General features: G+C 60.6%; 20 protein-coding genes. 14 read left to right on the forward strand and 6 right to left on the reverse strand.

The annotated features are described in order from the left end of the window. Positions 1 to 93 precede the first annotated feature (93 nt). Both OGM60_09750 and OGM60_09755 read right to left on the reverse strand, forming a co-directional pair. On the reverse strand, positions 94 to 1551 hold the full coding sequence (locus tag OGM60_09750; GenBank protein UYI99151.1) for an SLC13 family permease: 1458 nt from the start codon (positions 1549 to 1551) through the stop codon (positions 94 to 96). Positions 1552 to 1792: 241 nt separating this feature from the next. After that, a complete protein-coding gene (locus OGM60_09755; GenBank protein ID UYI99152.1) occupies positions 1793 to 2740 on the reverse strand; it encodes an NUDIX domain-containing protein in 948 nt (315 codons plus the stop codon). A gap of 152 nt (positions 2741 to 2892) precedes the next feature. Here OGM60_09755 and OGM60_09760 point away from each other — a divergent pair, with 152 nt between their 5' ends. The 3 genes from OGM60_09760 (at position 2893) to OGM60_09770 (ending at position 6200) form a co-directional block, all read left to right on the forward strand. Continuing rightward, entirely contained in the window at positions 2893 to 4155 is a 1263-nt protein-coding gene (locus OGM60_09760; protein ID UYI99153.1) for an MFS transporter, read from the forward strand. A 194-nt stretch (positions 4156 to 4349) separates the two neighbouring features. Continuing rightward, positions 4350 to 5720, forward strand: a complete 1371-nt coding sequence (locus OGM60_09765; protein UYI99154.1) for an ATP-binding protein — start codon at positions 4350 to 4352, stop codon at positions 5718 to 5720. 33 nt (positions 5721 to 5753) lie between these two features. Further along, entirely contained in the window at positions 5754 to 6200 is a 447-nt protein-coding gene (locus tag OGM60_09770; protein UYI99155.1) for a low molecular weight phosphotyrosine protein phosphatase, read from the forward strand. Positions 6201 to 6246: 46 nt separating this feature from the next. Here the strand turns inward: OGM60_09770 and OGM60_09775 are convergent, their stop codons facing one another. The 3 genes from OGM60_09775 to OGM60_09785 all read right to left on the reverse strand — a co-directional run bounded on the left by OGM60_09775 (position 6247) and on the right by OGM60_09785 (position 9035). Next, positions 6247 to 7737 (reverse strand): ATP-binding protein, encoded by a 1491-nt coding sequence (locus tag OGM60_09775; GenBank protein UYI99156.1) that lies wholly within the window; start codon positions 7735 to 7737, stop codon positions 6247 to 6249. A 151-nt stretch (positions 7738 to 7888) separates the two neighbouring features. After that, complete coding sequence (locus OGM60_09780) at positions 7889 to 8218, reverse strand: TIGR04076 family protein (GenBank protein ID UYI99157.1); 330 nt, start codon at positions 8216 to 8218, stop codon at positions 7889 to 7891. Beyond that, a complete protein-coding gene (locus tag OGM60_09785) occupies positions 8211 to 9035 on the reverse strand; it encodes a PfkB family carbohydrate kinase (GenBank protein ID UYI99158.1) in 825 nt (274 codons plus the stop codon). The genes OGM60_09780 and OGM60_09785 overlap by 8 nt, the downstream gene beginning before the upstream one ends. 712 nt (positions 9036 to 9747) lie before the next feature. Between OGM60_09785 and OGM60_09790 the strand changes: the two genes are divergently transcribed. The 8 genes from OGM60_09790 (at position 9748) to OGM60_09825 (ending at position 19328) form a co-directional block, all read left to right on the forward strand. Beyond that, positions 9748 to 10254, forward strand: a complete 507-nt coding sequence (locus OGM60_09790) for a MarR family winged helix-turn-helix transcriptional regulator (GenBank protein ID UYI99159.1) — start codon at positions 9748 to 9750, stop codon at positions 10252 to 10254. Next, the gene (locus OGM60_09795; protein ID UYI99160.1) at positions 10247 to 12061 is read left to right on the forward strand and encodes an ABC transporter ATP-binding protein/permease; all 1815 of its coding nucleotides are present in this window, start codon (positions 10247 to 10249) and stop codon (positions 12059 to 12061) included. The genes OGM60_09790 and OGM60_09795 overlap by 8 nt, the downstream gene beginning before the upstream one ends. Further along, a complete protein-coding gene (locus tag OGM60_09800; GenBank protein UYI99161.1) occupies positions 12054 to 13973 on the forward strand; it encodes an ABC transporter ATP-binding protein/permease in 1920 nt (639 codons plus the stop codon). The genes OGM60_09795 and OGM60_09800 overlap by 8 nt, the downstream gene beginning before the upstream one ends. A 265-nt stretch (positions 13974 to 14238) precedes the next feature. Continuing rightward, entirely contained in the window at positions 14239 to 14667 is a 429-nt protein-coding gene (locus OGM60_09805; GenBank protein UYI99162.1) for a MarR family transcriptional regulator, read from the forward strand. A 120-nt stretch (positions 14668 to 14787) separates the two neighbouring features. After that, complete coding sequence (locus OGM60_09810; GenBank protein ID UYI99163.1) at positions 14788 to 16545, forward strand: ABC transporter ATP-binding protein/permease; 1758 nt, start codon at positions 14788 to 14790, stop codon at positions 16543 to 16545. Next, positions 16538 to 18478: an ABC transporter ATP-binding protein/permease gene (locus OGM60_09815; GenBank protein ID UYI99164.1), complete on the forward strand. Its 1941-nt coding sequence runs from the start codon at positions 16538 to 16540 to the stop codon at positions 18476 to 18478. Before OGM60_09810 ends, OGM60_09815 begins: the two co-directional genes overlap by 8 nt. A 279-nt stretch (positions 18479 to 18757) precedes the next feature. Beyond that, positions 18758 to 19021: a prevent-host-death protein gene (locus tag OGM60_09820; protein UYI99165.1), complete on the forward strand. Its 264-nt coding sequence runs from the start codon at positions 18758 to 18760 to the stop codon at positions 19019 to 19021. Then, the gene (locus OGM60_09825; protein UYI99166.1) at positions 19014 to 19328 is read left to right on the forward strand and encodes a type II toxin-antitoxin system RelE/ParE family toxin; all 315 of its coding nucleotides are present in this window, start codon (positions 19014 to 19016) and stop codon (positions 19326 to 19328) included. The genes OGM60_09820 and OGM60_09825 overlap by 8 nt, the downstream gene beginning before the upstream one ends. Positions 19329 to 19399: 71 nt before the next feature. Here the strand turns inward: OGM60_09825 and OGM60_09830 are convergent, their stop codons facing one another. Then, positions 19400 to 20281, reverse strand: coding sequence for a LysR family transcriptional regulator (locus OGM60_09830; GenBank protein UYI99167.1), 882 nt, complete (start codon positions 20279 to 20281; stop codon positions 19400 to 19402). Between the two features lie 233 nt (positions 20282 to 20514). Between OGM60_09830 and OGM60_09835 the strand changes: the two genes are divergently transcribed. The 3 genes from OGM60_09835 (at position 20515) to OGM60_09845 (ending at position 23829) form a co-directional block, all read left to right on the forward strand. Next, entirely contained in the window at positions 20515 to 21396 is an 882-nt protein-coding gene (locus tag OGM60_09835) for an SDR family oxidoreductase (GenBank protein UYI99168.1), read from the forward strand. Positions 21397 to 21462: 66 nt separating this feature from the next. Next, positions 21463 to 22719: an MFS transporter gene (locus OGM60_09840; GenBank protein UYI99169.1), complete on the forward strand. Its 1257-nt coding sequence runs from the start codon at positions 21463 to 21465 to the stop codon at positions 22717 to 22719. Between the two features lie 69 nt (positions 22720 to 22788). Beyond that, complete coding sequence (locus OGM60_09845) at positions 22789 to 23829, forward strand: Gfo/Idh/MocA family oxidoreductase (GenBank protein UYI99170.1); 1041 nt, start codon at positions 22789 to 22791, stop codon at positions 23827 to 23829. Positions 23830 to 24020 lie beyond the last annotated feature (191 nt).

The raw sequence follows: 24020 nt of genomic DNA on the forward strand, positions 1-24020 counted from the left end.
GGTAACGTAATGGGGCCGCGGCGCTCACAAATGGAGCGCTCGACCACTCGAAGTTCAAGCGCTTGGCTGCTTACAGCCGGGGCGCTCGACCGCTTACATCAGGCCAAAGAGGTGGAACCAGGCGGCCTCGACCAGCACGACGACAAAGACGACCGCGGTGAGGGGGATGCCCATGCGCATAGCCTCTTTGGAGGTGTAGCCGCCGGCGTCCTTGCCTTCGCCGATAAGGATCGGCAGGTTATGGAACGGCAGGATGTAGTGGATGTTGATGGACGTGAAGACGATGAGCGCCACGGCGAGTGGGCTCACGCTGGAGCCGGCGGCAAAGCTGATAAATGCCGGCACGCACACGCCGAGCACGGCCATGACCGAGCCCATGAACATGTGGATGATCATGGAAAGCGCGGCGACGAGCAGGGCGAACAGGAAGATGTTCTCAGGCACGGAGCTGGGGAGCACGACGTCGGCGATCCAGGCGTTCATGCCGGTGGCACCGCCCACGGAGCCCACGGCCATGGCGGCCGTCAGGAACATGAGGGACTTGATGTCGACAGCGTTCCAGCTGGCGGGAGTGAGGACTTCGCCGATGATGGGCATGGCGAGAGCAACGCCAATGGCCAGGGTGACCCAGCCGATATAGTCGCCCGAGACGGTGAGCCACAGCGCGATGGCGATGACAAGCCACACGATGGTGCGGATCTCCTTGACGGAGAGCTTGCCGAGCGCGGCCTGCTTGGCCACGATCTGCTCGCGATCGTAGACGAGCTCCTTGCTGGGCTTAAAGAGGAAAAGGCCCAGGAACAGGGTGCACAGCAGCGCAACCAGCATAGGCACGCTCATGTACAGGAACCAGTCGACGAAGGACGGGCTCATGCCGCCGGCCTCGGCACTGTACTGCGCAACGAGCGGGTTAAGCGTGGAGTCGCCCGTCAGGAAGAACATGGAACCCGGGGCGGCAGCGGCAAACACGAGGAAGCCGAGCTTGCCCTTGTCGTCGTCACCGTAGCCGGCGGACTCGGCGATGACCGAGACGACGGCGAGGATGAGGAAGGCGCGGGGGAACGGATGCGGGATCAGCAGCGACAGCACAAAGGTGAGCGCGAAGATCGAGATGATGAGCGACTTGGCGTCGCGCACGAACTTGAGCATGAACGCGTAGGCGATACGCTCGCCCAGGCCCGACTCCTTGACCGCGCTGGCGATGAGGTAGGCGCCGATGACGAGCCACATGGTGGCCTTGGTCCACGAGCTAAACGTGGAGGCGACCGTCGCCGAGATGCTCGCGGCGCCCGTGTCGTCCACGCACACCTTGAACAGGACGAGCAGTGCGCAGTAGAGCAGGCCCACAAAGCCCGGCTGTGCCACGCCGCATGCCCAGAACACCACCGTGGCGAGCGTCAGTGCCAGACAGGTCTGACCGCCGACCGTGAGCTCGACCGTCGAGCTCAGCTCCGCCAAAGGAAGAAACTTCACCAGCAAAAAGACAACGATACCCAGCACAAAGCCAATTTCGCGCTTGGTGATCTTAAACGCCTTCTTTTCCGCTTCCATCTCCCCACCTTTCTTGTTGGGGGCGCTCCGAATTCGCAGCCATGTTGCCGCTTAAAAAGGGGCGCCCGTTATCGGACACCCCTTACGTTGCGCTGTGTTGCGGCAATACAGTCAAGCGGATTTTTTGGATGAGAAGCGATTCCCTAGACAAAAACCGTCACAACATTCGACGCTTTTCCTCGTTTTCGAGATTTTCGCCGAATGTTGTGACGGTTTGGATGTGGCAAAGGGACTGTCTTTTTTACATAGCGAGGGCCGTGCGGATGAATGGGTCGCCGAGGGCCTCGCGGAGCCAGGGGGCCAGCTGCTCGGGGTGACCCTGCAGGTAGCCTTTGAGCTCGGACGGAGCCACGCGACGCACTTCCGAGGTCTCCTCTTGGTTGATATGCAGCTCGCCCGGCTCAACATGGGCAAGGTAGACCTCGCACCATTCGCACTCGCAGCGACCGTCGCCGTGGTCCTCGCGGTACACCACGTGTCCGAGGTGCTTGAGCTGATCGGGCTCGCGCGTAATGCCGAGCTCTTCGTTGATGCGGCGCGCCGTGGCGGCCGCGACGTCTTCCCCGGGGAGCGGATGGCCGGCGCAGCTATCGGCCAGCACCCCGCCCCACAGGCGCTTGAGCGGACTGCGGCGACAGAGCAGCAGGCGCGCGTCTTCGCCCCGGCCCTCGACCAAAAGCGTCAGAAATGCCTGATGCAGGATGCCCTCACCAGCATGGGCCTCGATGCGGTCGACGGAGCCAAGCGCCTCGCCGGTCGCAGCATCGACCGCCACGACCTCGGCGCCCGCACCGCCCTCATCCCAGCCGGCGCGCAGAATGCGGGCTGCGGCTTCCTCGAGCGCGGCGATGAGCTCCTTGGTGGTGTCGAGCACGCGCTGCAGGTCGTCACCGCTCGCTTGTTCAACATGAAAACCCGTGCTTGCAACTACCGGCACGCCAAAGCGCGTGGCCAGCGCCGCCGCGATATCGTGCGCCGGGATCTCGTCTCGATGGCACGGAACGGCCAGGATGCTCACCGTTGCCGTACGGCCGGGCTCGGGGCGCGGAATGGCCTGCGCCGTGGCGCCCAGGTGCGCAAACTCCGGCGAGCAGGCGTACACCGCCATGCCTCGCGGCGTCACCGTCAGCTGGGCCTCGAGCGCAAACTTGCCCTCGCCCACTGCAACCTTTGTCGTGTGCATACCCATGGGATCTCCTGCCGCCCGCGATGTACCTGAGACCATCTTCGCCTGTATTGCGACTATACAGGCAAGCCCTCCATGTGACAAAGGGACTGCCCCTTTGTCACATTCTGTTAGAGTTGCAGGGATTGAATCCCGCTTATTCATGCGACATTGGAGTGACAACCTTGACCGCCGCAACCACGCCTAAAAGTAAGCCAACCGCCGCCGCGCTCTCCCCCGCGCGCACCAAGCTCTGCCTGGCGCTGCTCGTGCTGTTGGGATTCTCGCTCGGCTGCTCCGAGTTCGTGGTCATCGGCATCGAAAGCGACTTGGCAACGGAACTCGGCATATCACTTGCCACTGCGGGCCAGCTCATCAGCGTGTTTGCGCTCGTCTACGCTATCGCGACGCCGGTGCTCGCGCTCAGCACGGGGCGATTCCGCCGCTACCAGCTGCTCGTGTGCTATAGCGTCGTCTTTGTGCTCGGCAACCTGGTCATGGCGTTGGCTCCCAACTTCCAGGTGCTGTTTATCTCACGCATTGTCCTGGGCTCTGTCTCGGGTGCGCTGCTCGCCGTGGGCGTGACGTACATCCCTGAGCTGCTATCCCCGCAGCAAACCTCACTTGCCATCTCGGTCGTGTACGGCGCGTTTTCCGTGGCGATGGTCTTTGTGACCTCGATTGGCAAGTTTGTGGCCGACACACTCGATTGGCACGTGGCCATGTACGGCACGCTGACCTTTGCCGTTTTGATCTGTAGCGCGCTCGTGGCGTTTATGCCTCGCGCCGGGCAGACCGATGAGCCCGCCACCTTCCGCGAGCAGGCGGGGCTACTACGCGAGCCGAGTATCATCACCGGCATGCTCATCTTCTTGTTTGGCGTGGGCTCGGTCTACGTATTCTACGGCTACGTGACGCCTTATCTGGAGCAGGTGCTGGGCATGGATACCGTTCAGGCGAGCACCACACTTATGGCCTATGGCGTGTTCTGCCTGATCTCGAACATCCTGGGCGGATGGATCGATGCGCGTTTTGGCATGAAGGCGCTGCTGGTTACGTTTGTGCTGCAGGCGGCGGCACTGCTCGGGCTGTTTGCCGTGGGCGCCGCCATGCCGCTCGCGCTGGTCTTTGTCTTTAGCCTGGCGATGCTCATGTACCTGTTCTCGGTCTCATGCATCACGCACTTTATGGACGTGGCACGCAGCCGCCATCCCAAGTCGATGGTACTCGCAAGTTCGGTTGAGCCCATGGCGTTTAACGTCGGCATCTCGTTTGGCACCGCAGTGGGCGGCGCCGTGGTAAGCAGCGTTGGCATTGCGTACGTGGGCGCAGTGGGCGCCGCGTTCTCGCTTGTGGCCTGGGCCCTCACGCTGGTGACGATTAAGCTGGCTCGCTGGGAGCGCCGTCGTCAATCAGCACGGCCCTCAATACGGGCATAGGGGCAAACATAGCCCAAGGTGGCGAGTAACCGGTGAAAACCGCCCAATATGAGTATGTTTATCCGCCTGGAAGCTTCAGCAGTGCAATTTCGTGTATTTGAGATACACGCTTTTCTATTATTTCGTGTATTTCAAGTACATGAAATCGTACTAAACTATGTATCTGAAGTACACGAAATTGGAAAGGTGGCCCCATGCGCAGATCAATCGAGTCCGTTATCGAATCATGGGCGACAAAGGACGCCTCACGCCCCCTCCTCATCCGTGGTGCGCGACGCGTAGGCAAAACGTACGCTGCCGAGGAAATCGGCAGGCGAATCGCCGGCGATGCGTTTGTCAAACTCGACTTTCAGACCGATCTTGAGCTGATCGCTCCGCTGTTCGATTGTCCCACCGACGACGTTGACACCATCGTGGCGCGGATTTCAGACTATAAACGCGCCCCCATTCGCAAAGAAACCACCTTCATCCTGTTTGACGAGGTGCAGCTCTGCGAACGGGCGCTCAACTCGCTTCGCTTTTTTTCGGGTTCGGGCTGGCGCATATGCGCGACCGGCAGTCAGCTCGGCGTCGCCACGCGCAAACGTAAGCTGCCTTTTCCCAGCGGCGTTCGTCAAGAGACCATGCATCCTATGTCGTTCGAGGAGTTTCTCTGGGCGCTCGATGAGGAGCAGATGGCCGATGCCATTCGTACCCACGCCGGCACGCTCGAGACCTACGCCGCGCACCAAGCCGCGCTCAGCCTGTTTCATCGATACCAGATCGTGGGCGGCATGCCCGCCGCCGTCAACGCATATCGCAAGACGTTATCCATCGAGGATGCGCGCGTCGAGCAGCGCGAAATCAACGAGACCTATACCGCCGATATGACCGACCCCGAAAACGGGATCAGCGGCGTGGCGGCACGCAAGGTCTGGCGCTCCATTCCGTCCCAGCTGCTGAGATCGTCCACAAAAAAATTCAAGTACTCCGAGGTCGAACGCGGAGGCCGTCGCGCCAAGCTTATCGAGCCGCTCGACTGGCTCGAAGGCGCCGGTATCATATCGGTCAACAACCTGACCGAAGGCATCGAGCCTCCCCTCGTTCCCTTCGACGACGAAGATGGAAGTTTCTTTAAGGTCTATCTTCTCGATACCGGCCTCATGTTCTACAAACTCGGCATCAACCCGAGGCTCTGGCTCGACCTCAAAGAAGATTCCGCCATAGCGCTATCTTCCGACTTCCGAGGCGCCCTGGCGGAAAACTCGGTCATGCAAGCATTTTCGGGTAACAGCTTGCAGACGTATTACTGGGTGCCGCCGTCGTCTTGGAAGACGACCGGCGAGCTCGATTTTCTACTTCAGACCGACCGTATGGAAATCGTGCCCGTCGAGGTAAAGTCCGCACGCAACGTGCGCGCGAGAACCCTCGGGTCGTTCATGGACAAAGCCCGATCGCCATATGCCTACATTTTGTCCGAGAACAATTTTTTCCGCAGCGAAACCGATGACGGGCGCGAGCTACGCCACCTCCCCTTGTACGCAGCGGGCTTTATTGGAGCAAACTGCCTCAAGAGCAGTCTGTAAGCCCTGCACGACCGCCTAGAAAGGAAACCGCTCATGCAACGCATACTGTTTATCTGCCATGGCAACATCTGTCGCTCGACGATGGCTGAGTCGGTGTTTACCGAGCTGGTGCGGCGCGCCGGGCGCGCGGGCGAGTTTGTCATTGACTCCGCTGCGACCTCGACCGAGGAGATCGGCAACCCGCCACACCACGGTACCGTTGCCAAGCTGCGCGAGGTCGGGATTCCCGTCGTCGCACATCGTGCACGTCAGGTGCGTCGCGCGGAGTATGGCGACTGGGACCACATTGTCTATATGGACGACGAGAACGCGCGTGGCCTGCGTCGCATCTTTGGCGACGACCCCGACGGCAAGATTACGCGCATGCTCGATTGGACCGAGCGCCCCGGCGACGTGGCCGACCCCTGGTACACCGGCAATTTCGATGCCACCTACCGCGACGTACTCGACGGCTGCACCGCTATGCTCGAGCAGCTGTAGGCAATCGAGGTCGCGGGCCACGCCTTTGTCGCATCGGGGACTAGCCCTAGACCGGCTTGACCTCCAGCTTTATCCCCTCGGCGCAGGAGTCGCCCAAAACATCCGAAAGGGCCCAGGTCGCATATAGCGGCAAATAGAGAACCGCTCCGTTGCGCTCAACGTTGCCTCTCGAGAAAACAATCCCGAGCCTTACGCCATATTCAGCCGTATCAAGCACATGACCGAGCGCAGCGTGCGCGTGGTAATAGGAGCCCGATTTAACCTCGATCGGAACAGCCGTCCCATCCGGTCCATCGACCACAAAGTCCACTTCACCGCGCTTTTTTGTCTGATAGTAGTAAAGCTGGCGATTTTGGGCAGCCAGCTGCTGGGCCACCACGTTTTCGTAAATGCCGCCCAGCTTGGGCTCCTTGCTATCAAGATACGCCGCTTGGGCGACTCCGACGGGGTAGCGCGCCATCAACATGCCCGTATCCGATTGATATAGCTTGAACTGCGATGGCCGTGCCGTCTTGAGCAAGGGCGATTTTGGCTCGGTTACGATATCGGCTTTGAGAGCAACGCCGGCATCGACAAGCCATACAAAATCTCGCTGATACTTCTCGTAGTGAGCCTTGGGGTCAATGGAATTGAGCACGAAGCGCTTGTTTTCGCCCTCGAGCATAATAGGGAGCTGATCGTAAATGCTCTGCACCTGAAGGGCTCGCCCGCTTGCATACTTGGAGATATCCCGCCGGTACTGTTCGTTGAGCTCTGACTGTAGCTGACGAACAGAGGCAAGGTCGCCCCGCGTGTCAAGAAAGCGCTGCACGACCTCCGGCATTCCGCCGACAACGGTATAGGTCCTGAAGTTTGCCATCATCGCGTCATGAATGTAATCAGGAATGGGCTTCTCGCTGATACACGCGTCGCGTATCGTTTGGCGAGCTCCCTCGCTCACCCCGATCGCCCAGCAAAACTCCTCAAAATCGAGCGGGAACATCCTAAGCTCGTGAACATATCCCACGGGATAGGACCTAACGCCCTTGAACTGGGTCCCGAGCATTGACCCCGAAAACGCCCAGCGGCACCTCCCGTCCTCAACAAGGAACTTTGCCATCGTCATGATGTCGGGGGCCTCTTGGACCTCATCGATAAACACGAGCGTTTTGCCCGGTGCTATCGGCTTTCCCGAGAGAAGCGTCACCCTGCTGATGAAATCGTCGGCATCCCGTGCCTCGAGAAGAGCATCTTTTGCCTGGCGATTTTCCGCGAGATTGAGCTCGATATAGGTTGCGTAGTTTGACTTACCGAACTCGCGAATCGAGTAGCTCTTACCGATTTGGCGAGAACCCGTGACGAACAACGCCTTTCGTTCAATGGATCTCTGCCAACAATCAAGCTCATCAGCGATTTTCCTGCGCAACATAAGCTCTCCCATCGCCTCGATAAATGAAATGCAGATATTTATATCGACTATTATCGATGAAATGCAGAGATTTTTAGTACCGAAATTGGATGAAATGCAGAAATTTGAGCTTACTCGCGCACAGAACAACGACGCGTGCGCCTAAGCATGGGCATAAGTGAGGTCGGAATTCTCGCATACAAATCGAGCGAGGACTATCTCCCACTTTGAGTGCGAAATTGCGCCCAAAACGGGAGATAATCCACGCTCGATATTTCGACGGGAGAAAATCCTCGCTCGGTTACTCGTCGACGATCTCGGCAAGCCAGACGTTCAACGTGTCGACCTCGGGACAGCAGAACTTTGCCGTGCCGGGCTCGTTGCCAGGCACGGTTCCGCCATAGCGCAGGATATCGATATAGGGAAAGCCCACGTGACATGCCATGGAACACATCTTGCCGCGGTCGCGGTCGAAGTCGAAGACGTCACCCGGCTTGTGCCCGTGATGGCAGCGGCATGTGCCCAGCTGGTCCACGCAGCTCACGCGGATACGCGGACGCTTGCCACGCGGCGCGCCGAGCGGCCTGTTCTCGCCCGCAGGCTTGACGCCGTCCTCGCCAGCATTACTCATGGTCAATCACATCCAGGCAGGCCTCGATGGGAAGGCCAGCCGACTTGTCCTCTTGGTCGGCATTGCGCTCGATAAGCTCAGCCACCACACGCATGGCATCGGACGTCGCGCGCTGCAGACTCCAGCCTGTCATAACGCGGCCGACGAGCACCGCCGAGAACGTGTCACCCGTGCCCGGGAAATAGACCGGAATCAGGTCAAAGGGAATCGTGAAGTACTCTCCCGCCACATGGTCGTAGCCGATGACGGCACTCGCCCCGTCGACCTTCGCGCTCGTAATGACCACCGACTTGGCGCCCAGCGCGAGCATGGCGTCCACGAGCGCACGAGCCTCATCGGCCGTAATCTGCTCGGCCATAGGCGTATCGGTGAGCAGACACGCCTCGGTATAGTTGGGCACCGCGTAGTCGGCGCACTCGACCAGGCTGCGCATAAGGCCGATGGTCGATTCGGGCACGCCGGCGTAGAGCCTGCCGTTGTCGGCCATGATGGGGTCGACGAACACCTTGGTGCCTTTTTGCGAACGGCGGTGGCAAAAGTCCGAGATGATGCGCGCCTCTTCCTCGGTCACGATAAAGCCGGTCGAGATGGCGTCGAATTCAAAGCCGAGCTCCTCCCAGATGGCAAGACTCTGACGCACGTACTCCGTGGTGTCGTGGATGTAAAACTTGGGGTAGTTGAGCGTATCGGAAACGAGGGCCGTCGGCAGGTTGTGGATACGGTAACCCATGTGCGACAGCACCGGCAGCATGGCAGAAAGCGCGACCTTACCGTAGCCGCACATATCGTTGATCAGCAGCAGCTGAGTGTTCTTCATGAGTGTCCCCCTTGGGTCGGGTGCGACGCGACGGCGCCATAGTGCGACTAAGTGTAGCGCAGGGGGCGTTGCAAGCGGGCGCAGGCGCCGAGGAGGGCACATTGTTGCGGAAAGGTTACGGAAATGGGAGGCAAAATCGCGGCGGTAGCGGCACAGTAGCTGCCATCTATTTACTACCATTCCAAAACTATGCCGGATTACTACGATAAACCGTTAGCCTCCAACCACAACGAATTGCACTCCGGCAAAACCGCAGGTAGACAGCTTGTGATTTTACGAAAAACAATGCCGAGGTCTGATATTTCGAATTCATCGTAGTAATCCGGCATAGTTTTGGACAAAGCAACTTCGAAAGGGTGTCACCGCAGCCCAAAATGATTCGTTTTCCTCCGTCCCCCACGGATCACTCAACAAGAGCGTCCCCAACGACTATCCCAACAAGGGCAACGCCGATGTTTTGGCGAAGTCAGCGAAAACCCGTCAGAGCGAGCAAGGTGCCTTGAAGCAAGGCGGCATTGACCTTCTGGTCATGCCGCCGAAGTTGAAAGGCAGATTGCCGCTCTGGCGGGTTTGCAGCGTCGAGCCGTTGCGCGGTTTGGCAAAACCGCGCAACCACTAGTTTGGTACCTTGACATTCATTTCTCATGCTCCTAGATTGGTTAGGCACAAAACAATTCCACTACCTAACTAAAGAAAGGAGCAACACTAATTCATGTGCGATGAACCTCTTAACCTTTGTTCGCACGAGCCCGGCGGCGACCCGTCACAGCCGGCGGATGTACCCGAAGCGGTCAGTGCCGAAGACAAACTCGCCAAGCGCATCCTGAGCGGCCTGGGTTTTTGCGGCCATTACATGCATTTTCATGGCGGAGGCGTGTCCGGCAAGGCGCCCATCATCTGCCTGCTGGCCAAGCAGCCCGGCGGCGAGATGTCGCAGCAGGAACTCGGCATGCACTTTGACCTCAAGCCGGGGTCGCTTTCCGAGATCCTGTCCAAGCTCGAGGTCAACGGTCTCATCGAGCGCAGCCGTAACCCCAAGGATCGACGGCAGCTCACCATTCGCCTGACCGAAACCGGCCGGGAAAACGCCCGCATCGACCAGGCGGCCCGCATCCGCTTTAGAGAACGGGCCTTTAGTGCCCTCACTCACGACGAGCGCGAGCAGCTCGCCGAAATGCTCGAGAAAATCCGTGTAACCTGGGAGGAACTGGATGATTAAAACCCTCATGGGCAGCATCCGCGACTATATGAAAGTCGCTGTTGCCACGCCATTGCTCGTGCTTGGCGAGGTGCTCTGCGAGATGCTGATTCCATTTATCACCGCCAACCTGATCGACGCCATCAAAGACGGCGCCACCGTAGCCGAGATGCTTCCCACCGCGGGCTTTTTGGTGCTCATCGCGCTGACGTCGCTTGCTTTTGGTGCCGCCGCCGGCGTCACCTGCAGCCATGCGAGCTGCGGCTTCGCCAAGAACCTGCGTCACGACCTGTTCTACAAGATCCAGACGTTCAGCTTTGCCAACATCGATGAGTTCTCGAGCTCCTCGCTCGTCACGCGCCTGACCACCGATATCAACAACGTGCAGCAGGCCTTTATGATGATCATCCGTATCGCCGTGCGCGCGCCGCTGGTATTGATCTTCGCCTTTACCATGGCGTTTATCATGGGCGGCAGCGTTGCCATGGTCTACCTGGTCATCATTCCGCTGCTGGGCTTTGGGCTGTTCTTTATCATCTTTAAGGTGCGCCCCATCTTCTCGCGCGTGTTCCACAAGTACGATGCCCTTAACGAGTCCGTCGAGGAAAACGTCACCGGCATGCGCGTGGTTAAGAGCTACGTGCGCGAAGACTTTGAGAAGGAGAAATTCGCGACCGCCGCACGCGACGTCCAGATGGACTTCACCCGCGCCGAGAAGCTGCTCGCCTTTAACAACCCCATGATGAACATCTGCGTCAACGGCGCGTTTGTCGTCATCATCTACCTGGGCTCCAAGCTCATCATCACGAGCCAGGGCGCGCTGTTCGACGTGGGTCAGCTCTCCTCGACCTTTACCTATGGTTTCCAGATTCTCATGAGCCTGATGCAGCTGTCGATGATCTTTGTCATGGTGACCATGGCCGACGAATCGGCACACCGCATTGCCGAGGTGCTGGCCGCCGAGCCCACGATCGCCGATCCCGCTGAGCCCGTGCTCGAGGTTGCCGACGGTTCCATCGACTTTGACCACGTGAGCTTTAAGTATTCCAAGCATGCGAAGCGCCAGGCGCTCGACGATATCGACCTGCACATTACGAGCGGCGAGACCATCGGCATCATCGGCGGCACCGGCTCGGCCAAGTCCACGCTCGTTAACCTCATCGCCCGCCTGTACGACACCACCGAAGGCGCTGTGCGCGTGGGCGGCGTGGACGTGCGCGACTACGACCTGGACGCGCTGCGTCACCAGGTCGCCATGGTGCTGCAGAAAAACGTGCTGTTTAGCGGCACCATCGCCGAGAACCTGCGTTGGGGCGACCCGAACGCCACCGACGAGGAAGTCCGCGAGGCAGCGCATCTGGCCTGCGCCGACGAGTTTGTCGACGGCTTCCCCAAGGGCTATGACACCTGGATCGAACAGGGCGGCTCCAATGTTTCCGGCGGTCAGAAGCAGCGCCTGTGCATTGCGCGTGCCCTGCTGCGTCGCCCCAAGATCTTGATCCTGGACGACTCCACCAGCGCCGTCGACACCAAGACCGACGCCAAGATTCGCGCAGGTCTGGCAAGCTATCTGCCCAACACGACCAAGATCATCATCGCCCAGCGCATCAGCTCCGTGCAGGACGCAGACCGCATCATCGTCATGGAAGGCGGCCGAATCGCGCAGATCGGCAACCATGACGAGCTGCTTAAGACGAGCGAGATCTACCGCGAGACCTTTACCTCGCAAAACAAGATGTCTGCCGAGGGCGAAGGGGCCGTCGAGGCCGACACCGAGGCATCCGCAACGCAAGTTCAGACCCAGGAAGGAGGCGAGGCACATGAGTAAGGCAACGACCGCCGAACGCGCGCTTAACCGCAAGGGCGGCACCATGTCGCGCCTCATCAAGACGCTCTTTGGCTTCTATCCTGTACTTTTGCCCCTCGTCGTCGCCGGCGTGGTGCTCTGCGCCATCATCAACTCCATCGGCGCGACCTTCCTGCAGAGCGCCCTGCAAATTATTAGCGAATCGTGGCAGTCGGGCGATTGGGAAGCCGCGCAGCCCAAGATTCTGCAGCTCGTGACCATCCTCGCCTGCATCTACGGCGTCGGTGTCCTGTCCTCGCTCTTCTGGAACCGCGCCATGGCTATCGTCACGCAGGGCTCGCTCGAGAAGCTGCGCGAGATGATGTTCAACCGCATGCAGGACCTGCCGATCCGCTACTTCGACACGCACCAGCGCGGCGATATCATGAGCCACTACACCAACGACATCGATACGCTGCGCCAGATGATCAGTCAGTCGCTGCCCAACCTGCTCATGACGATCATCATCATCGTCACGGTGTTCTTTATCATGCTGTACTACAGCGTGTGGATGTGCCTGGTCATCATCGCCGGCGTCGCCTTTATGACCTTTATGACCAAGCTGCTCGGCTCCAACTCCGCGCGTTTCTTCATTGCGCAGCAGACCGAACTCGGCGTGGTCGAGGGCCATATCGAGGAGGTCATGAACGGACAGAAGGTCGTCAAGGCGTTCTGCCACGAGTCTGCCGCCGAGGCCGATTTTGACGAGCGCAACGAAAAGCTCTTCGAGGTCTCCCAGAAGGCCAACATGTACGCCAACATCCTCATGCCCATCCTTATGAACCTGGGCAACCTGCTCTACGTGCTGGTCGCACTGGCAGGCGGCATTTTCCTGGCGCTGGGCGTGCCCAACCTGAGCATCTCGGGCATGGCGCTGTCCATCGCCGTCGTGGTGCCGTTCCTCAACATGACCAAGCAGTTCTGCGGACAGATCGGCCAGATCTCGCAGCAGATCAACGCCGTGGTCATGGGCCTCGCCGGCGCCGACCGCATCTTTGAGCTCATCGACGAGGAGTCCGAAGCCGACGAAGGCTACGTGACGCTCGTCAACGCGCAGGTCAACCCCGACACCTGGCAGCTCGAGGAGGCTGACCACCACACCGGCATGTGGGCGTGGAAACATCCGCACCGCGCAACCGGCGAGATCGAGTACGTGCCGCTGCGCGGCGACCTAGTCATGGATAACGTCGACTTTGGTTACACGCCCGACCACGAGGTGCTGCACGGCGTGTCCGTGTTTGCCAAGCCGGGTCAGAAGGTCGCGTTTGTCGGCGCCACCGGTGCCGGTAAGACGACCATCACCAACCTCATCAACCGCTTCTATGACATCGCCGATGGCAAGATCCGCTACGACGGCATCAACGTCAACAAGATTCGCAAGGCCGATCTGCGCCGCTCGCTGGGCGTCGTGCTACAGGACGTGAACCTGTTCACCGGCACCGTGATGGATAACATCCGCTACGGCAACCTGGATGCGACCGACGAGGAGTGCATCGCGGCGGCCAAGCTCGCGGGCGCGGACGACTTTATCACCCGCCTGCCCGACGGCTACGACACCATGCTTACCGGCAACGGTGCCCAGCTGTCGCAAGGCCAGCGCCAGCTGATTTCGATCGCGCGCGCCGCCGTCGCCGATCCGCCGGCAATGATTCTGGACGAGGCCACGTCGAGCATCGACACCCGCACCGAGGCCATCGTGCAGGCGGGCATGGATAAGCTCATGGAGGGCCGCACCACGTTTGTCATCGCGCACCGTCTCTCCACCGTGCGCAACTCCGACGCGATCATCTGTCTGGATCACGGCCGCATCATCGAGCGCGGCAACCACGATGAACTGATTGCCAAGCGCGGATATTACTACCAGCTCTATACCGGCGCGTTTGAGCTCGAGTAGGACCGGTTACTGACGGAGGGTTCCCCGGGGCGGCGGGGTAATTCCTCCGTGCTCAAACATTCTCGCTGCGCTGCGAAACTGCGCGCGGAGGAAATACCCCGCCGCCCCGGGGAACCCTCCTGCGCGCAATCAGCCCGTCATTTAGAAGGAAATAAAAGTTTGTGAGCCCCTGGCCGGTTGGCCAGGGGCTCGTTTTGTGTAAATTTGTCGCATGCTTCGGGTTGTGATATAAACGTAGCATGCTACAGAAAGGATGGTGGCTGGAATGGTTCCCGAAGATGCTGTTGGACCCCTGTTTAAGGTGATCAACGAGCGCATGCAGGCGTCTGCCGACGCGGACCTCAAGGAGCAAGGACTCACTTTTGCGCAAAGCCAGGTGATCGTCTACCTCATTGAGCATGCGGGCCGAGCGCTCCAAAAAGAGATCGAAACTAACCTCAAGGTTTCCCACCCAACGGTCTCGGGTCTCGTGAGCCGGCTCGAGAAAAACGGCTTTGTGTGCACCTGGGTAGCCGAGGATGACCGACGCAATAAGGTCGTTGAGCTTACGGACAAGGCACACGATGCTGGCGACCGCATGCGTGCCACAATGCGCGAACGCGATCGAGAACTGCTCGCCGGCCTTGATGAGCGCGAGCAGACGGAGCTCATCCGCATGCTCAGGCGGGTCTACGCCAACGTCTGCAAACAATAAACAACAGCTTCATCAGCACCCGTCGCCCACCGGATTCGATCCGCCTGCAACGGGCTTCTTTACACCCTATTCCGTAGCTTGCTACGTATTTCTGCCCGATTCGTACAGAAAGGAACATACATGATACGAACGCTTGCACGGAGCCTGCGGCAATATCGCAAGAGCTCCGTCACCGCCATCCTACTTTCCATCCTGGAGGTGATACTCGAGATCGCCATCCCGCTCGTCATGAGCGACCTCATCGACCGCGGCATCCAAGCCGGCAACATGGGCGAGGTCTGGCGGCTTGGCATCGCGCTGCTCGTCCTAGCCATTCTCGAATTTGGAGTGGGCGCCGGCGGCGCTTGGATGGGCGCACGCGCCTCAGTGGGTTTCGCCGCCAACCTGCGCGACGATATGTACGACAACGTGCAGACTTTCTCTTTCGGCAACATCGACAAGTTCTCTACCGGCTCGATCGTCACACGCCTCACCACCGATGTCACCAACGTGCAAAACGCCTACATGATGATCATCCGCATGGGCGTGCGCGGACCCGTGATGCTCGCGTTCTGCTGGATCGTGTCGTTTACCATCAACCGGCAGATTTCGTTTGTGTTCCTGGCCGTGATCCCCATCCTTGCCATCGCGCTCGGACTCATCATGTGGCGCGTAAGCAGCATCTTCAACCGCGTTTTCGCTACCTACGACACGCTCAACAACGTGGTGCAGGAAAATGTCGCAGGCATCCGCGTGGTCAAGTCGTTCAACCGCGAGGAGCACGAGATTGGCAAGTTCGGCCGTATCAGCCAATGCATCTACGAGGACTTCGCCCGCGGCGAGCGCCTCATCGCACTCAATACGCCGCTCATGCAGGCCTGCATGTACGCATGCATGATACTCATCTCGTGGCTCGGCGCTAAGGCCATCGTGGCCTCGGGCAACAACGCCGCGCTCGGCCTCACCACAGGACAGCTCACCGCACTCTTTACCTACGCCACGCAAATCCTTATGGCGCTCATGATGCTCTCCATGGTCTTTACGCTTATCGTGATTGCCCAGAGCTCGGCCAAGCGCATCGCCGAGCTACTCAACGAACAGAGCGACATCGCGAGCCCCGAGCCCGGTCGCGCCGTCACGCAGGTTGCGGACGGTTCCGTGGAGTTTGACCACGTGAGCTTTGCCTACGCGAGCAAGGCCGAGAAAAACGTACTCGAGGACGTAAACCTCACCATCAAGAGCGGCGAGGTCGTGGGCATCATCGGCGGCACGGGTTCGTCCAAGTCGAGCCTTGTGAACCTCATCGCCCGTCTCTATGACGTCACCGCGGGCACCGTGCGCGTGGGCGGCATCGATGTGCGCGACTACGACCTCGATGCGCTGCGCGGCCAGGTGGCCATGGTACTGCAGAAAAACGAGCTCTTTAGCGGCACCATCGCCGAGAACCTGCGCTGGGGTGACGCCGAGGCCAACGATGCAGAGCTGGTGCGCGCCTGCGAGCTCGCCTGCGCGGACGAGTTTATCGACCAGCTGCCGGACGGTTACCAGACCATGATCGAGCAGGGCGGCACCAACGTCTCGGGCGGGCAGAAGCAGCGCCTGTGCATCGCCCGCGCGCTCGTGGCCAAGCCGCGCGTGCTCGTGCTCGATGACTCAACGAGCGCCGTCGACACCAAGACCGACGCCAAGATCCAACGCGGCCTTGCCGAGTACCTGCCCGCCACGACCAAGATCGTAATCGCGCAGCGTGTGAGCTCGGTCATGCACGCTGACAAGATCGTCGTGATGGACGACGGCCGCGTGAGCGCGGTGGGCACGCATGAAGAGCTTTTGCACACAAGCGATATCTATCGCGAGGTCTTTGAGTCGCAGCAGAAGGGAACGGCAGAGGATGAGTAAGCAGAATAAACGCCCCGCAAACGGAGCGGCACCGGGCGCCGACATGCCCGCGATGCAACTCGACATGGCAACCGTCAAGCGACTGCTCTCGTATATGTCCTGTTACCGAGGACAACTTGTACTCGTCGTCGTGTGCATTCTGCTCTCTGCCATCGCGAGCGCCGCGTCGTCGATGTTTTTGCAGGCACTCATCGACGACTACATCGTCCCGCTTTTGGCGACCGACGCTCCCGTATGGACGGGCCTTGCGCACGCGCTCATCACCATCGGCGCCGTCTATGTGGTGGGCGTTGCGGCCACGCTCGTCTACAACCGCGCGATGGTCACCGTGGCGCAGGGCACGCTCAAACGCATCCGCGACGATATGTTCTCGCACATGCAGACGCTCCCCTTGCGTTACTTCGACACACACGCGCACGGCGACATCATGAGCCTCTACACCAACGACACCGACACCCTGCGCCAGATGATCGCGCAGTCGCTCTCGCAGCTCGTAAGCTCGGTATTCACGCTGGTCGCGGTCTTTGTGTGCATGCTTTGGACGAGCGTGGGGCTCACCGTGGTGGTCTGCGTGCTCATGGCGGCGGTGCTCGTGTTCGTGGGCCGCATCACGGGGGTCATCGGGGCGTTTTCTATCGAGCAGGAAGATACGCTCGGCGCGCTCAACGGCTACATCGAGGAGATGGTCGGCGGGCAGAAGGTCATCAAGGTCTTTTGTCACGAGGACGCCGCACGCACCGGAATGGGCAAGCTCAACCGTGCCTGGGCAAAGGCTGCGACGAACGCGCAGGGCGTGGGCAATTCGATCATGCCCATGATGAACGCACTTGGCTACCTGATCTATGTGGTGGTGGCTGTGCTCGGCGGCTACATGGCCATCGCGGGGACACCCAACCTGGGACTTACCGGTTTCGACACGTTCACGCTCGGCGCCATCGCATCGTTTTTGACGCTCACGCGCAACTTTATGAACCCCGTGGCGCAAGTGTCCAACCAGCTCAACTCGATCATCATCGCGCTTGCGGGCGCCGGGCGCATCTTTACGCTCATGGACGAGAAGCCCGAGTCCGACGACGGTTACGTGACGCTGGTCAACGTGCGCGAGGACGCGGACGGCGCGCTTGTCGAAACGAGCGAGCGAACCGAGCGCTGGGCCTGGAAGAACCCACATCACGATGGCGGCTGCGGGCTCGTGCCGCTCAAGGGGCATATTATGCTCGATCATGTGAGCTTTGGCTATGTGCCCCAAAAGCTCGTGCTGCACGATATCGAGCTCGAAGCCGAGCCCGGGCAGAAGATCGCGCTCGTTGGTGCGACGGGCGCCGGCAAGACCACGATCACCAATCTTATCAACCGCTTCTACGACATTGACGACGGCAAGATCCGCTACGACGGCATCAACGTCAACAAGATCCGCAAGGCCGACCTGCGCCGTTCGCTCGGTGTGGTGTTGCAGGACGTGAACCTGTTCACCGGTACCGTCATGGACAACATTCGCTACGGCTGCCCCGGCGCCACGGACGAGCAGTGCATCGAGGCAGCGCGGCTTGCAAACGCCGACGGGTTTATCCGCATGCTGCCGGCGGGCTACGACACCGTGCTTGAGGGCGATGGCAGCGGACTCTCGCAGGGCCAGCGCCAGCTGATCAGCATTGCGCGCGCCGCGGTGGCCGACCCGCCCGCGATGATTCTGGATGAGGCCACGTCGAGTATCGACACCCGCACCGAGGCATTGGTGCAGCGTGGCATGGATGCGCTGATGGAGGGCAGGACCACGTTTGTGATCGCGCACCGTCTCTCCACCGTGCGCAACTCTGACCTGATCTGCGTGCTGGATCACGGGCAGATTATCGAGCGCGGCAGCCATGACGAGCTGATTGCCAAGCACGGGTATTACTACCAGCTGTATACGGGTGCGTTTGAGCTCGAGTAGGACCGGCTACTGACGGAGGGTGCCCCGGGGGCGGCGGGGTAATTCCTCCGTGCTCAAACATTCTCGCTGCGCTGCGAAACTGCGCGCGGAGGAAATACCCCGCCGCCCCGGGGAACCCTCCTGCGCGCAATCAGCCCGTCATTTGAATGGAATAAAAGTTTGTGAGGCCCTGGCCAACTGGCCAGGGCCTCGTTTTGTGTGGGGATGTTTTGGCTGGCGGGCGCTGCATATTATTCGTATAATTTATCGTAAGTTCCCGTACATCGATTGGAGCCTTATATGCCTGCCATTAAGCCTGTTTCCGATTTACGCAATTACAACGAGGTGCTCTCCGATGTCCACGAGGGCTCCCCGGTGTTCCTGACCAAAAACGGGCACGGTTGCTACGCGGTGCTCGACATGAAAGATTACGACCGGTTTTGCGCCATCAGCACGCTGATGTCGGAGCTTGAGCGCGGGCGCAGCTCGGGTGACGAGAGCGGATGGGTCTCGTCGGACAACGTCGCCGAGCACTTCCGCCGCAAGGCCGCAAGCCATGCATAGCTGCGAGGTCGTCTACTCTCCGCTGGCTCTACAAGATCTCGACGACATCTGGGACTACATTGCCGTCGAACAGGACAATCCCGCAGCAGCGGAGAGAATCGTAGAGGGCATCCTCGCTCGGATAGACCTGCTATCCAGCTTCCCAGAGTCGGGTACGCCACTATCTTCAATCTATCCCCTGCGCTCCGATTACCGGTTCGTGGCCTGTGACAACTATCTCGCGTTTTACCGTTTCCACAAGAAGGTCTATATCGACCGCGTCCTCCACAGAAAGCGCGATTACCTGCAGGTGCTGCTTGCCGAATAAACAGGCCCCGATATAATTCGACCCCTTATCCGGGACCATGCCCGATGCAGCTAAAAGAGCCCCGTCCTAAATTAGCTACTGAGGAGTTGGGCCATGGCGTTGACGAATTTTTGGACTTGAAGGGTTGGCTCGAGCGGATAGTGCAAAAAGACCGGCACCTCTCGCCCGCACAGGAACGGCACGCCCACAAAGGCCGGGTGCACCCCTGACCATGCGCCACAGGTGAGTACCGCATCGCCCTTTTCCTCGGCTTCGTTAAAGAGCGCAAAGTCAAAGCTATCCACATCGATCACGTCCACGCCGCCGTCGGCCAAAAGGTCGATGCGTAGGCTGTCCATGGCGTCGTTGCCGTGGCGCAGTACGCGCAGACGCATACCCTCCAAATCGGCGACCGTAATGCGATTCTTGCGCGCCAGCGGGCTCGTGCGCGGCAGGTCGATATAAAACGGCACGTTAACGATGCGGAGCTTTTGGCAGGCGTCACCCCAGCGCGGGGTCGAAAAACTCGACTGCACCACATCGACCTCGCGGCCCAAGCTGCGCATGACGGATTCGCGCTCGTCATAGAGGTCGCTCACCGGCACGATCTCAAATCGCAACGACGGTTCCAGATCGTGGATGCCCGTCCACATCGACAGCGTCTGGCGTCCTGGGCACATCATCGATACGCCCAGGCGCACGGCACCGCCATCGACCGCCGCGCGTCGGGCACGGCGCAGCGCGTCCTCGGACTGCCGCATGATCGAGCGCGCGTCGTCCACCAGCAGTGCGCCGGCCGGCGTCACCTTGACGCCCGAGTGCGAGCGCTCGAACAACGTGATACCAAACTCGGCCTCAAATCCCGACACCTGCTTGACGAGCGCCGGAGTCGACACGCGCAATTTTGCCGCTGCACGCGAGAAGCTTCCCAGCTCCGCGGCGGCCGATATGGCCTCAAGTCGTCGATCGTACACGTCAATCTCCCGTTTTCGCGCCCGTGGCCACATGGTGCCACAGGGGGTTGTTTTCGCAGGTCACGCGCTCAGTTGAGCATAAACTGCATCGCACAGTGTAAACCTACGGTTAACGCCATTCTAACAAATATGCAATTCATCTGCGCAAATGCAAAGCATACGATAACCTGCGAAAACCACGTGGGTCGATTAATGGGAACGACCCACAGGGAGGCACAAGAAGGGAAGTTCCTATGAGCAACTGGCTTAAGCTCGAGGGCGATGTCTGCGCCGTGACCGGCGCACTCGGCGGTATGGGCGTCGAGATTTGCCGCGAGTTCGCCCGCAACGGCGCCAACGTCGTCCTGCTCGACCTGGACGAGGAAAAGGTCAAGGCCGCAGCCGCTGACCTCGCCGCCGAGTTTGGAATCCACGCCGAGGGCTACAAGATGAACGCCACCGACGAGGACGAGGTTCAGGCCGCCGTCGATGCCACCATCGCCGACTTCGGCCGCGTCGACGTCCTCGTCAACACCGCCGGCATCCTGCGCTTCGCAGCCATGGAAGACCTGCCGCTCTCCGACTGGAACGAGGTCATCAACGTCAACCTCACCGGCTACTTCATCACCTCGCAGCGCTTTGGTCGCGAGATGATCAAGGCCGGCCAGGGTCGCCTGGTGCACATCTCGACCGTTGCCAGCCACTCCCCCGAGACGTTCTCGGGCGTGTACAGCTCCACCAAGGCGGGCGTCAACATGATGTCCAAGATGCTCGCCGCCGAGTGGGGCCCCTACGGCGTGCGCTCCAACTGCGTCGAGCCCTGCTTTGTCAAGACCCCCATGTCGGCGAGCTTTTACGCCGACCCCGAGGTCGAGAAGAGCCGCAGCCGTCTTATCGCCACGCGCCGCATCGGCGAGGTCAGCGATATCGCCAATGCCGTCATGTTCCTGGCATCCAAGCGCTCGGACTTTACCACCGGCGACGCCATCAAGGTCGATGGCGGTTTCTCCAACATGATGGGCGACCTCACCGCCAAGCCCGGCGGCCGTCGCGCCTATGCCGACAACTACCTTAAGAACAAGGGTGTCGAGCTTTGGTCCGACGAGTCCGGCGTCGCAAAGCCGACTGACCAGTAAACCAGCCTGCCAGGGAGGCTCCGCGGGTGCGCCCGCCCCTCCCCCGCATCGATTAGAAAGAGTCCAATGGCTTCCACCAACTCCAACAAGGGTCGCGCCGTCGTGCTTTCCGCCGCGTGCGTCACCATGTTCTTCATCAGCTCCATCGCGCTGTATTCCGTCGTGAGCAAGAACCTGCTCGCCGTCTACCCCGAGTGGTCGAGCGCCCTTACCTGGGCTTTCCCGGTCTTTCAGACCATCATGGCCGTGACGGGCATCTTCGCCGGCCGCATCTCCGATAAGATCGGCCCGCGCAACGTCGTGATCGCCGCCGCCGTGTGCTACGGCGTGGGCTGGTTCATGTCCGGCACCGTCACCGAGCCGTGGCAGTTCTACCTGTGGTTCTCGCTCGTCGCCGCCGTCGGCAACGGCCTGGGCTACAACCCGGCGCTCACCACCGGCCAAAAGTGGTTCATCGACAAGAAGGGCCTCGCCTCCGGCATCACCCTGGCCGCTTCGACCGCCGGCCCCGCTGTGCTGTCCCCGGTGCTCGCCTCGCTGCTCATCCCGAGCCTGGGCATCTTTGGCGCCCTCAAGGCACTCGGCGTCATCTTCTTTGTGATGATCGCCGCCTCCGCCCTGTTCCTGAAGGCCCCCGAGGCCGGCTGGCTGCCCGAGGGCTTCGAGGCCCCCAAGGGTGGTGCACACGCCGGCACCTTCGGCGACCTCACCCCGGGCGAGATGGTCAAGACCCCGCGCTTCTGGATCCTCATCGTCACCTTCGCCTTTGCTGCCACTGCAGGCACCCTGCTCGTGGGCAAGGTTGCCTCCATCGCCGCCGTCCAGCTCTTCGCCGACCCCACGAGCGCCGCGGCCGTCGCCCTCGGTGGCGTGGTGGTCTCCGTCAACACCTGCGCCAACCTGGTCGGCCGTCTGTCCTTTGGCCAGATCATCGACAAGCTCGGCGCCTACAAGTCGCTGCTCATCAGCCTTGTCGTCACCATCGTCGCGCTCGTCATCATGTCGATGAGCTTTACACAGAGCATGTTCTTTGTGGCGCTCGCCCTGCTCGGCTTTAGCTTTGGCGCCCTGCTCGTCATCTACCCGCCGCTCACCGGTGGCGCCTTTGGCACCAGCAACATCGGCGTCAACTACGGCATCATGTTCCTGGGCTACGCCGCTTCTACCTGGATCAGCCAGCCCATCACCGCCGTGCTGTATCACGCCGAGGCCGGCAGCGCCGCCTACCAGCAGTCCTTCTACGGCGCCATCGTGATCGCCGCCATTGCCGTCGTGCTCACCGTCTACATGATGGTCTCCGACAGCAAGAAGAAGTCCGCCTAGTTTTACCGATGCGACAAAGGGACCGTCCCTTTGTCGCATTCCACCAGCCACCAGTATTAAGGAGTCGAAATGTCTGAGCTCAACCCCGTCCGCATTGCCGTCATCGGCGCCGGCGCCATGGGCCGCAACCACATCCGCTTTGTCACCGAGGAGCCCGAGGCCGAGCTCGTCGCCATCGCCGACGCCTTTGAGGGCGCCCGCGCCACGGCCGAGGCCGCCGGCGTGCCGTTTTACACCGATCCCGCCCAGATGATGGACGAGGTCAAGCCCGAGGCCGTCATTATCGCCACGCCCAACGACCTGCATCTGGGCGTTGCCCGCGAGGCCGTGAAGCGCAACATCGTGCCGCTGGTCGAAAAGCCGATCTCCAACGACCTCGAGGATGCCCAGGCCTTCGCCGCCGAGGCCGAGACCGCCGGCGTGCCCGTGCTCGTGGGTCAGCACCGTCGCCACAACCCCTTCGTCAACAAGGCCAAGGAGATCATCGAGTCCGGCGAGCTGGGCAAGCTCACCGTGTCGAGCTTCCACTATATGATCTATAAGAATGACGAGTACTTCGATGTCGAGTGGCGCCGCAAGAAGGGTGCCGGCCCGATCCTGGTCAACCTGGTGCACGACGTCGACCTGCTCCGCTACCTGCTGGGCGAGCCCGTTGCCGTCCAGGGCATGCAGTCCAGCGCCGCCCGCGGTTTTGAGACCGAGGACTCCGCCGTGGTCAACGTCCGTTTTGCCGATGGCGCGCTCGCAAGCATGACCATCTCCGACGCCACCGCCAGCCCCTGGAACTGGGAGGCAACCGCTCGCGAGGATCCGCAGTATCGCCCCTTCGACGCCGATGCCTACTTTATTGGCGGTACCAAGGGCGCCCTTTCGCTACCCCGCCTGCACCAGTTCTCCTACGACGGTGCCTCCAACTGGCACAAGCCGCTGCAGATGGAGATCCCGGCTGTGGACCCGGCGCTGCCGCACAAGATGCAGCTCAAGCACTTTGTGAAGGTCGTCCGCCGCGAGGTCGAGCCCGTCGTGACCCCCGCCGACAACGTCAAGACGCTCACGCTTCTCAACGCCATCAAGGAGGCCGCCGAGACCGGCCAGCTCGTCGAGCTGTAATGCCTTAGGGCAGACCGCGGCAGAAGCCCCATGCCGAGCCCCTCGGTCCGCCACCAATAAGCCCCTCTTCTTTGCCCCGCGAGCAGCCTCCTGCCCGCGGGGCATTTTGCTACCTTGCCGACGATTTTTCTGGGGCGGGGCTATTTTGTACCTCGGCTTGATTCGTTTGCCACGAAATGCGCCTATCTACT

The organism is Coriobacteriaceae bacterium (genome assembly GCA_025757745.1).
Taxonomy (GTDB): Bacteria; Actinomycetota; Coriobacteriia; order Coriobacteriales; family Coriobacteriaceae; genus Collinsella.

What these genes read in the sequence shown, in the direction of transcription:
- OGM60_09815 (UYI99164.1), top strand. Translation starts at nt 16,538, where the DNA reads ATGAGTAAGCAGAATAAACGCCCCGCAAACGGAGCGGCACCGGGCGCC.
- OGM60_09835 (UYI99168.1), top strand. Translation starts at nt 20,515, where the DNA reads ATGAGCAACTGGCTTAAGCTCGAGGGCGATGTCTGCGCCGTGACCGGC.
- OGM60_09765 (UYI99154.1), top strand. Translation starts at nt 4,350, where the DNA reads ATGCGCAGATCAATCGAGTCCGTTATCGAATCATGGGCGACAAAGGAC.
- OGM60_09795 (UYI99160.1), top strand. Translation starts at nt 10,247, where the DNA reads ATGATTAAAACCCTCATGGGCAGCATCCGCGACTATATGAAAGTCGCT.
- OGM60_09780 (UYI99157.1), bottom strand. Translation starts at nt 8,218, where the DNA reads ATGAGTAATGCTGGCGAGGACGGCGTCAAGCCTGCGGGCGAGAACAGG.
- OGM60_09845 (UYI99170.1), top strand. Translation starts at nt 22,789, where the DNA reads ATGTCTGAGCTCAACCCCGTCCGCATTGCCGTCATCGGCGCCGGCGCC.
- OGM60_09785 (UYI99158.1), bottom strand. Translation starts at nt 9,035, where the DNA reads ATGAAGAACACTCAGCTGCTGCTGATCAACGATATGTGCGGCTACGGT.
- OGM60_09800 (UYI99161.1), top strand. Translation starts at nt 12,054, where the DNA reads ATGAGTAAGGCAACGACCGCCGAACGCGCGCTTAACCGCAAGGGCGGC.
- OGM60_09755 (UYI99152.1), bottom strand. Translation starts at nt 2,740, where the DNA reads ATGGGTATGCACACGACAAAGGTTGCAGTGGGCGAGGGCAAGTTTGCG.
- OGM60_09810 (UYI99163.1), top strand. Translation starts at nt 14,788, where the DNA reads ATGATACGAACGCTTGCACGGAGCCTGCGGCAATATCGCAAGAGCTCC.
- OGM60_09840 (UYI99169.1), top strand. Translation starts at nt 21,463, where the DNA reads ATGGCTTCCACCAACTCCAACAAGGGTCGCGCCGTCGTGCTTTCCGCC.
- OGM60_09790 (UYI99159.1), top strand. Translation starts at nt 9,748, where the DNA reads ATGTGCGATGAACCTCTTAACCTTTGTTCGCACGAGCCCGGCGGCGAC.
- OGM60_09805 (UYI99162.1), top strand. Translation starts at nt 14,239, where the DNA reads ATGGTTCCCGAAGATGCTGTTGGACCCCTGTTTAAGGTGATCAACGAG.
- OGM60_09770 (UYI99155.1), top strand. Translation starts at nt 5,754, where the DNA reads ATGCAACGCATACTGTTTATCTGCCATGGCAACATCTGTCGCTCGACG.
- OGM60_09820 (UYI99165.1), top strand. Translation starts at nt 18,758, where the DNA reads ATGCCTGCCATTAAGCCTGTTTCCGATTTACGCAATTACAACGAGGTG.
- OGM60_09750 (UYI99151.1), bottom strand. Translation starts at nt 1,551, where the DNA reads ATGGAAGCGGAAAAGAAGGCGTTTAAGATCACCAAGCGCGAAATTGGC.
- OGM60_09825 (UYI99166.1), top strand. Translation starts at nt 19,014, where the DNA reads ATGCATAGCTGCGAGGTCGTCTACTCTCCGCTGGCTCTACAAGATCTC.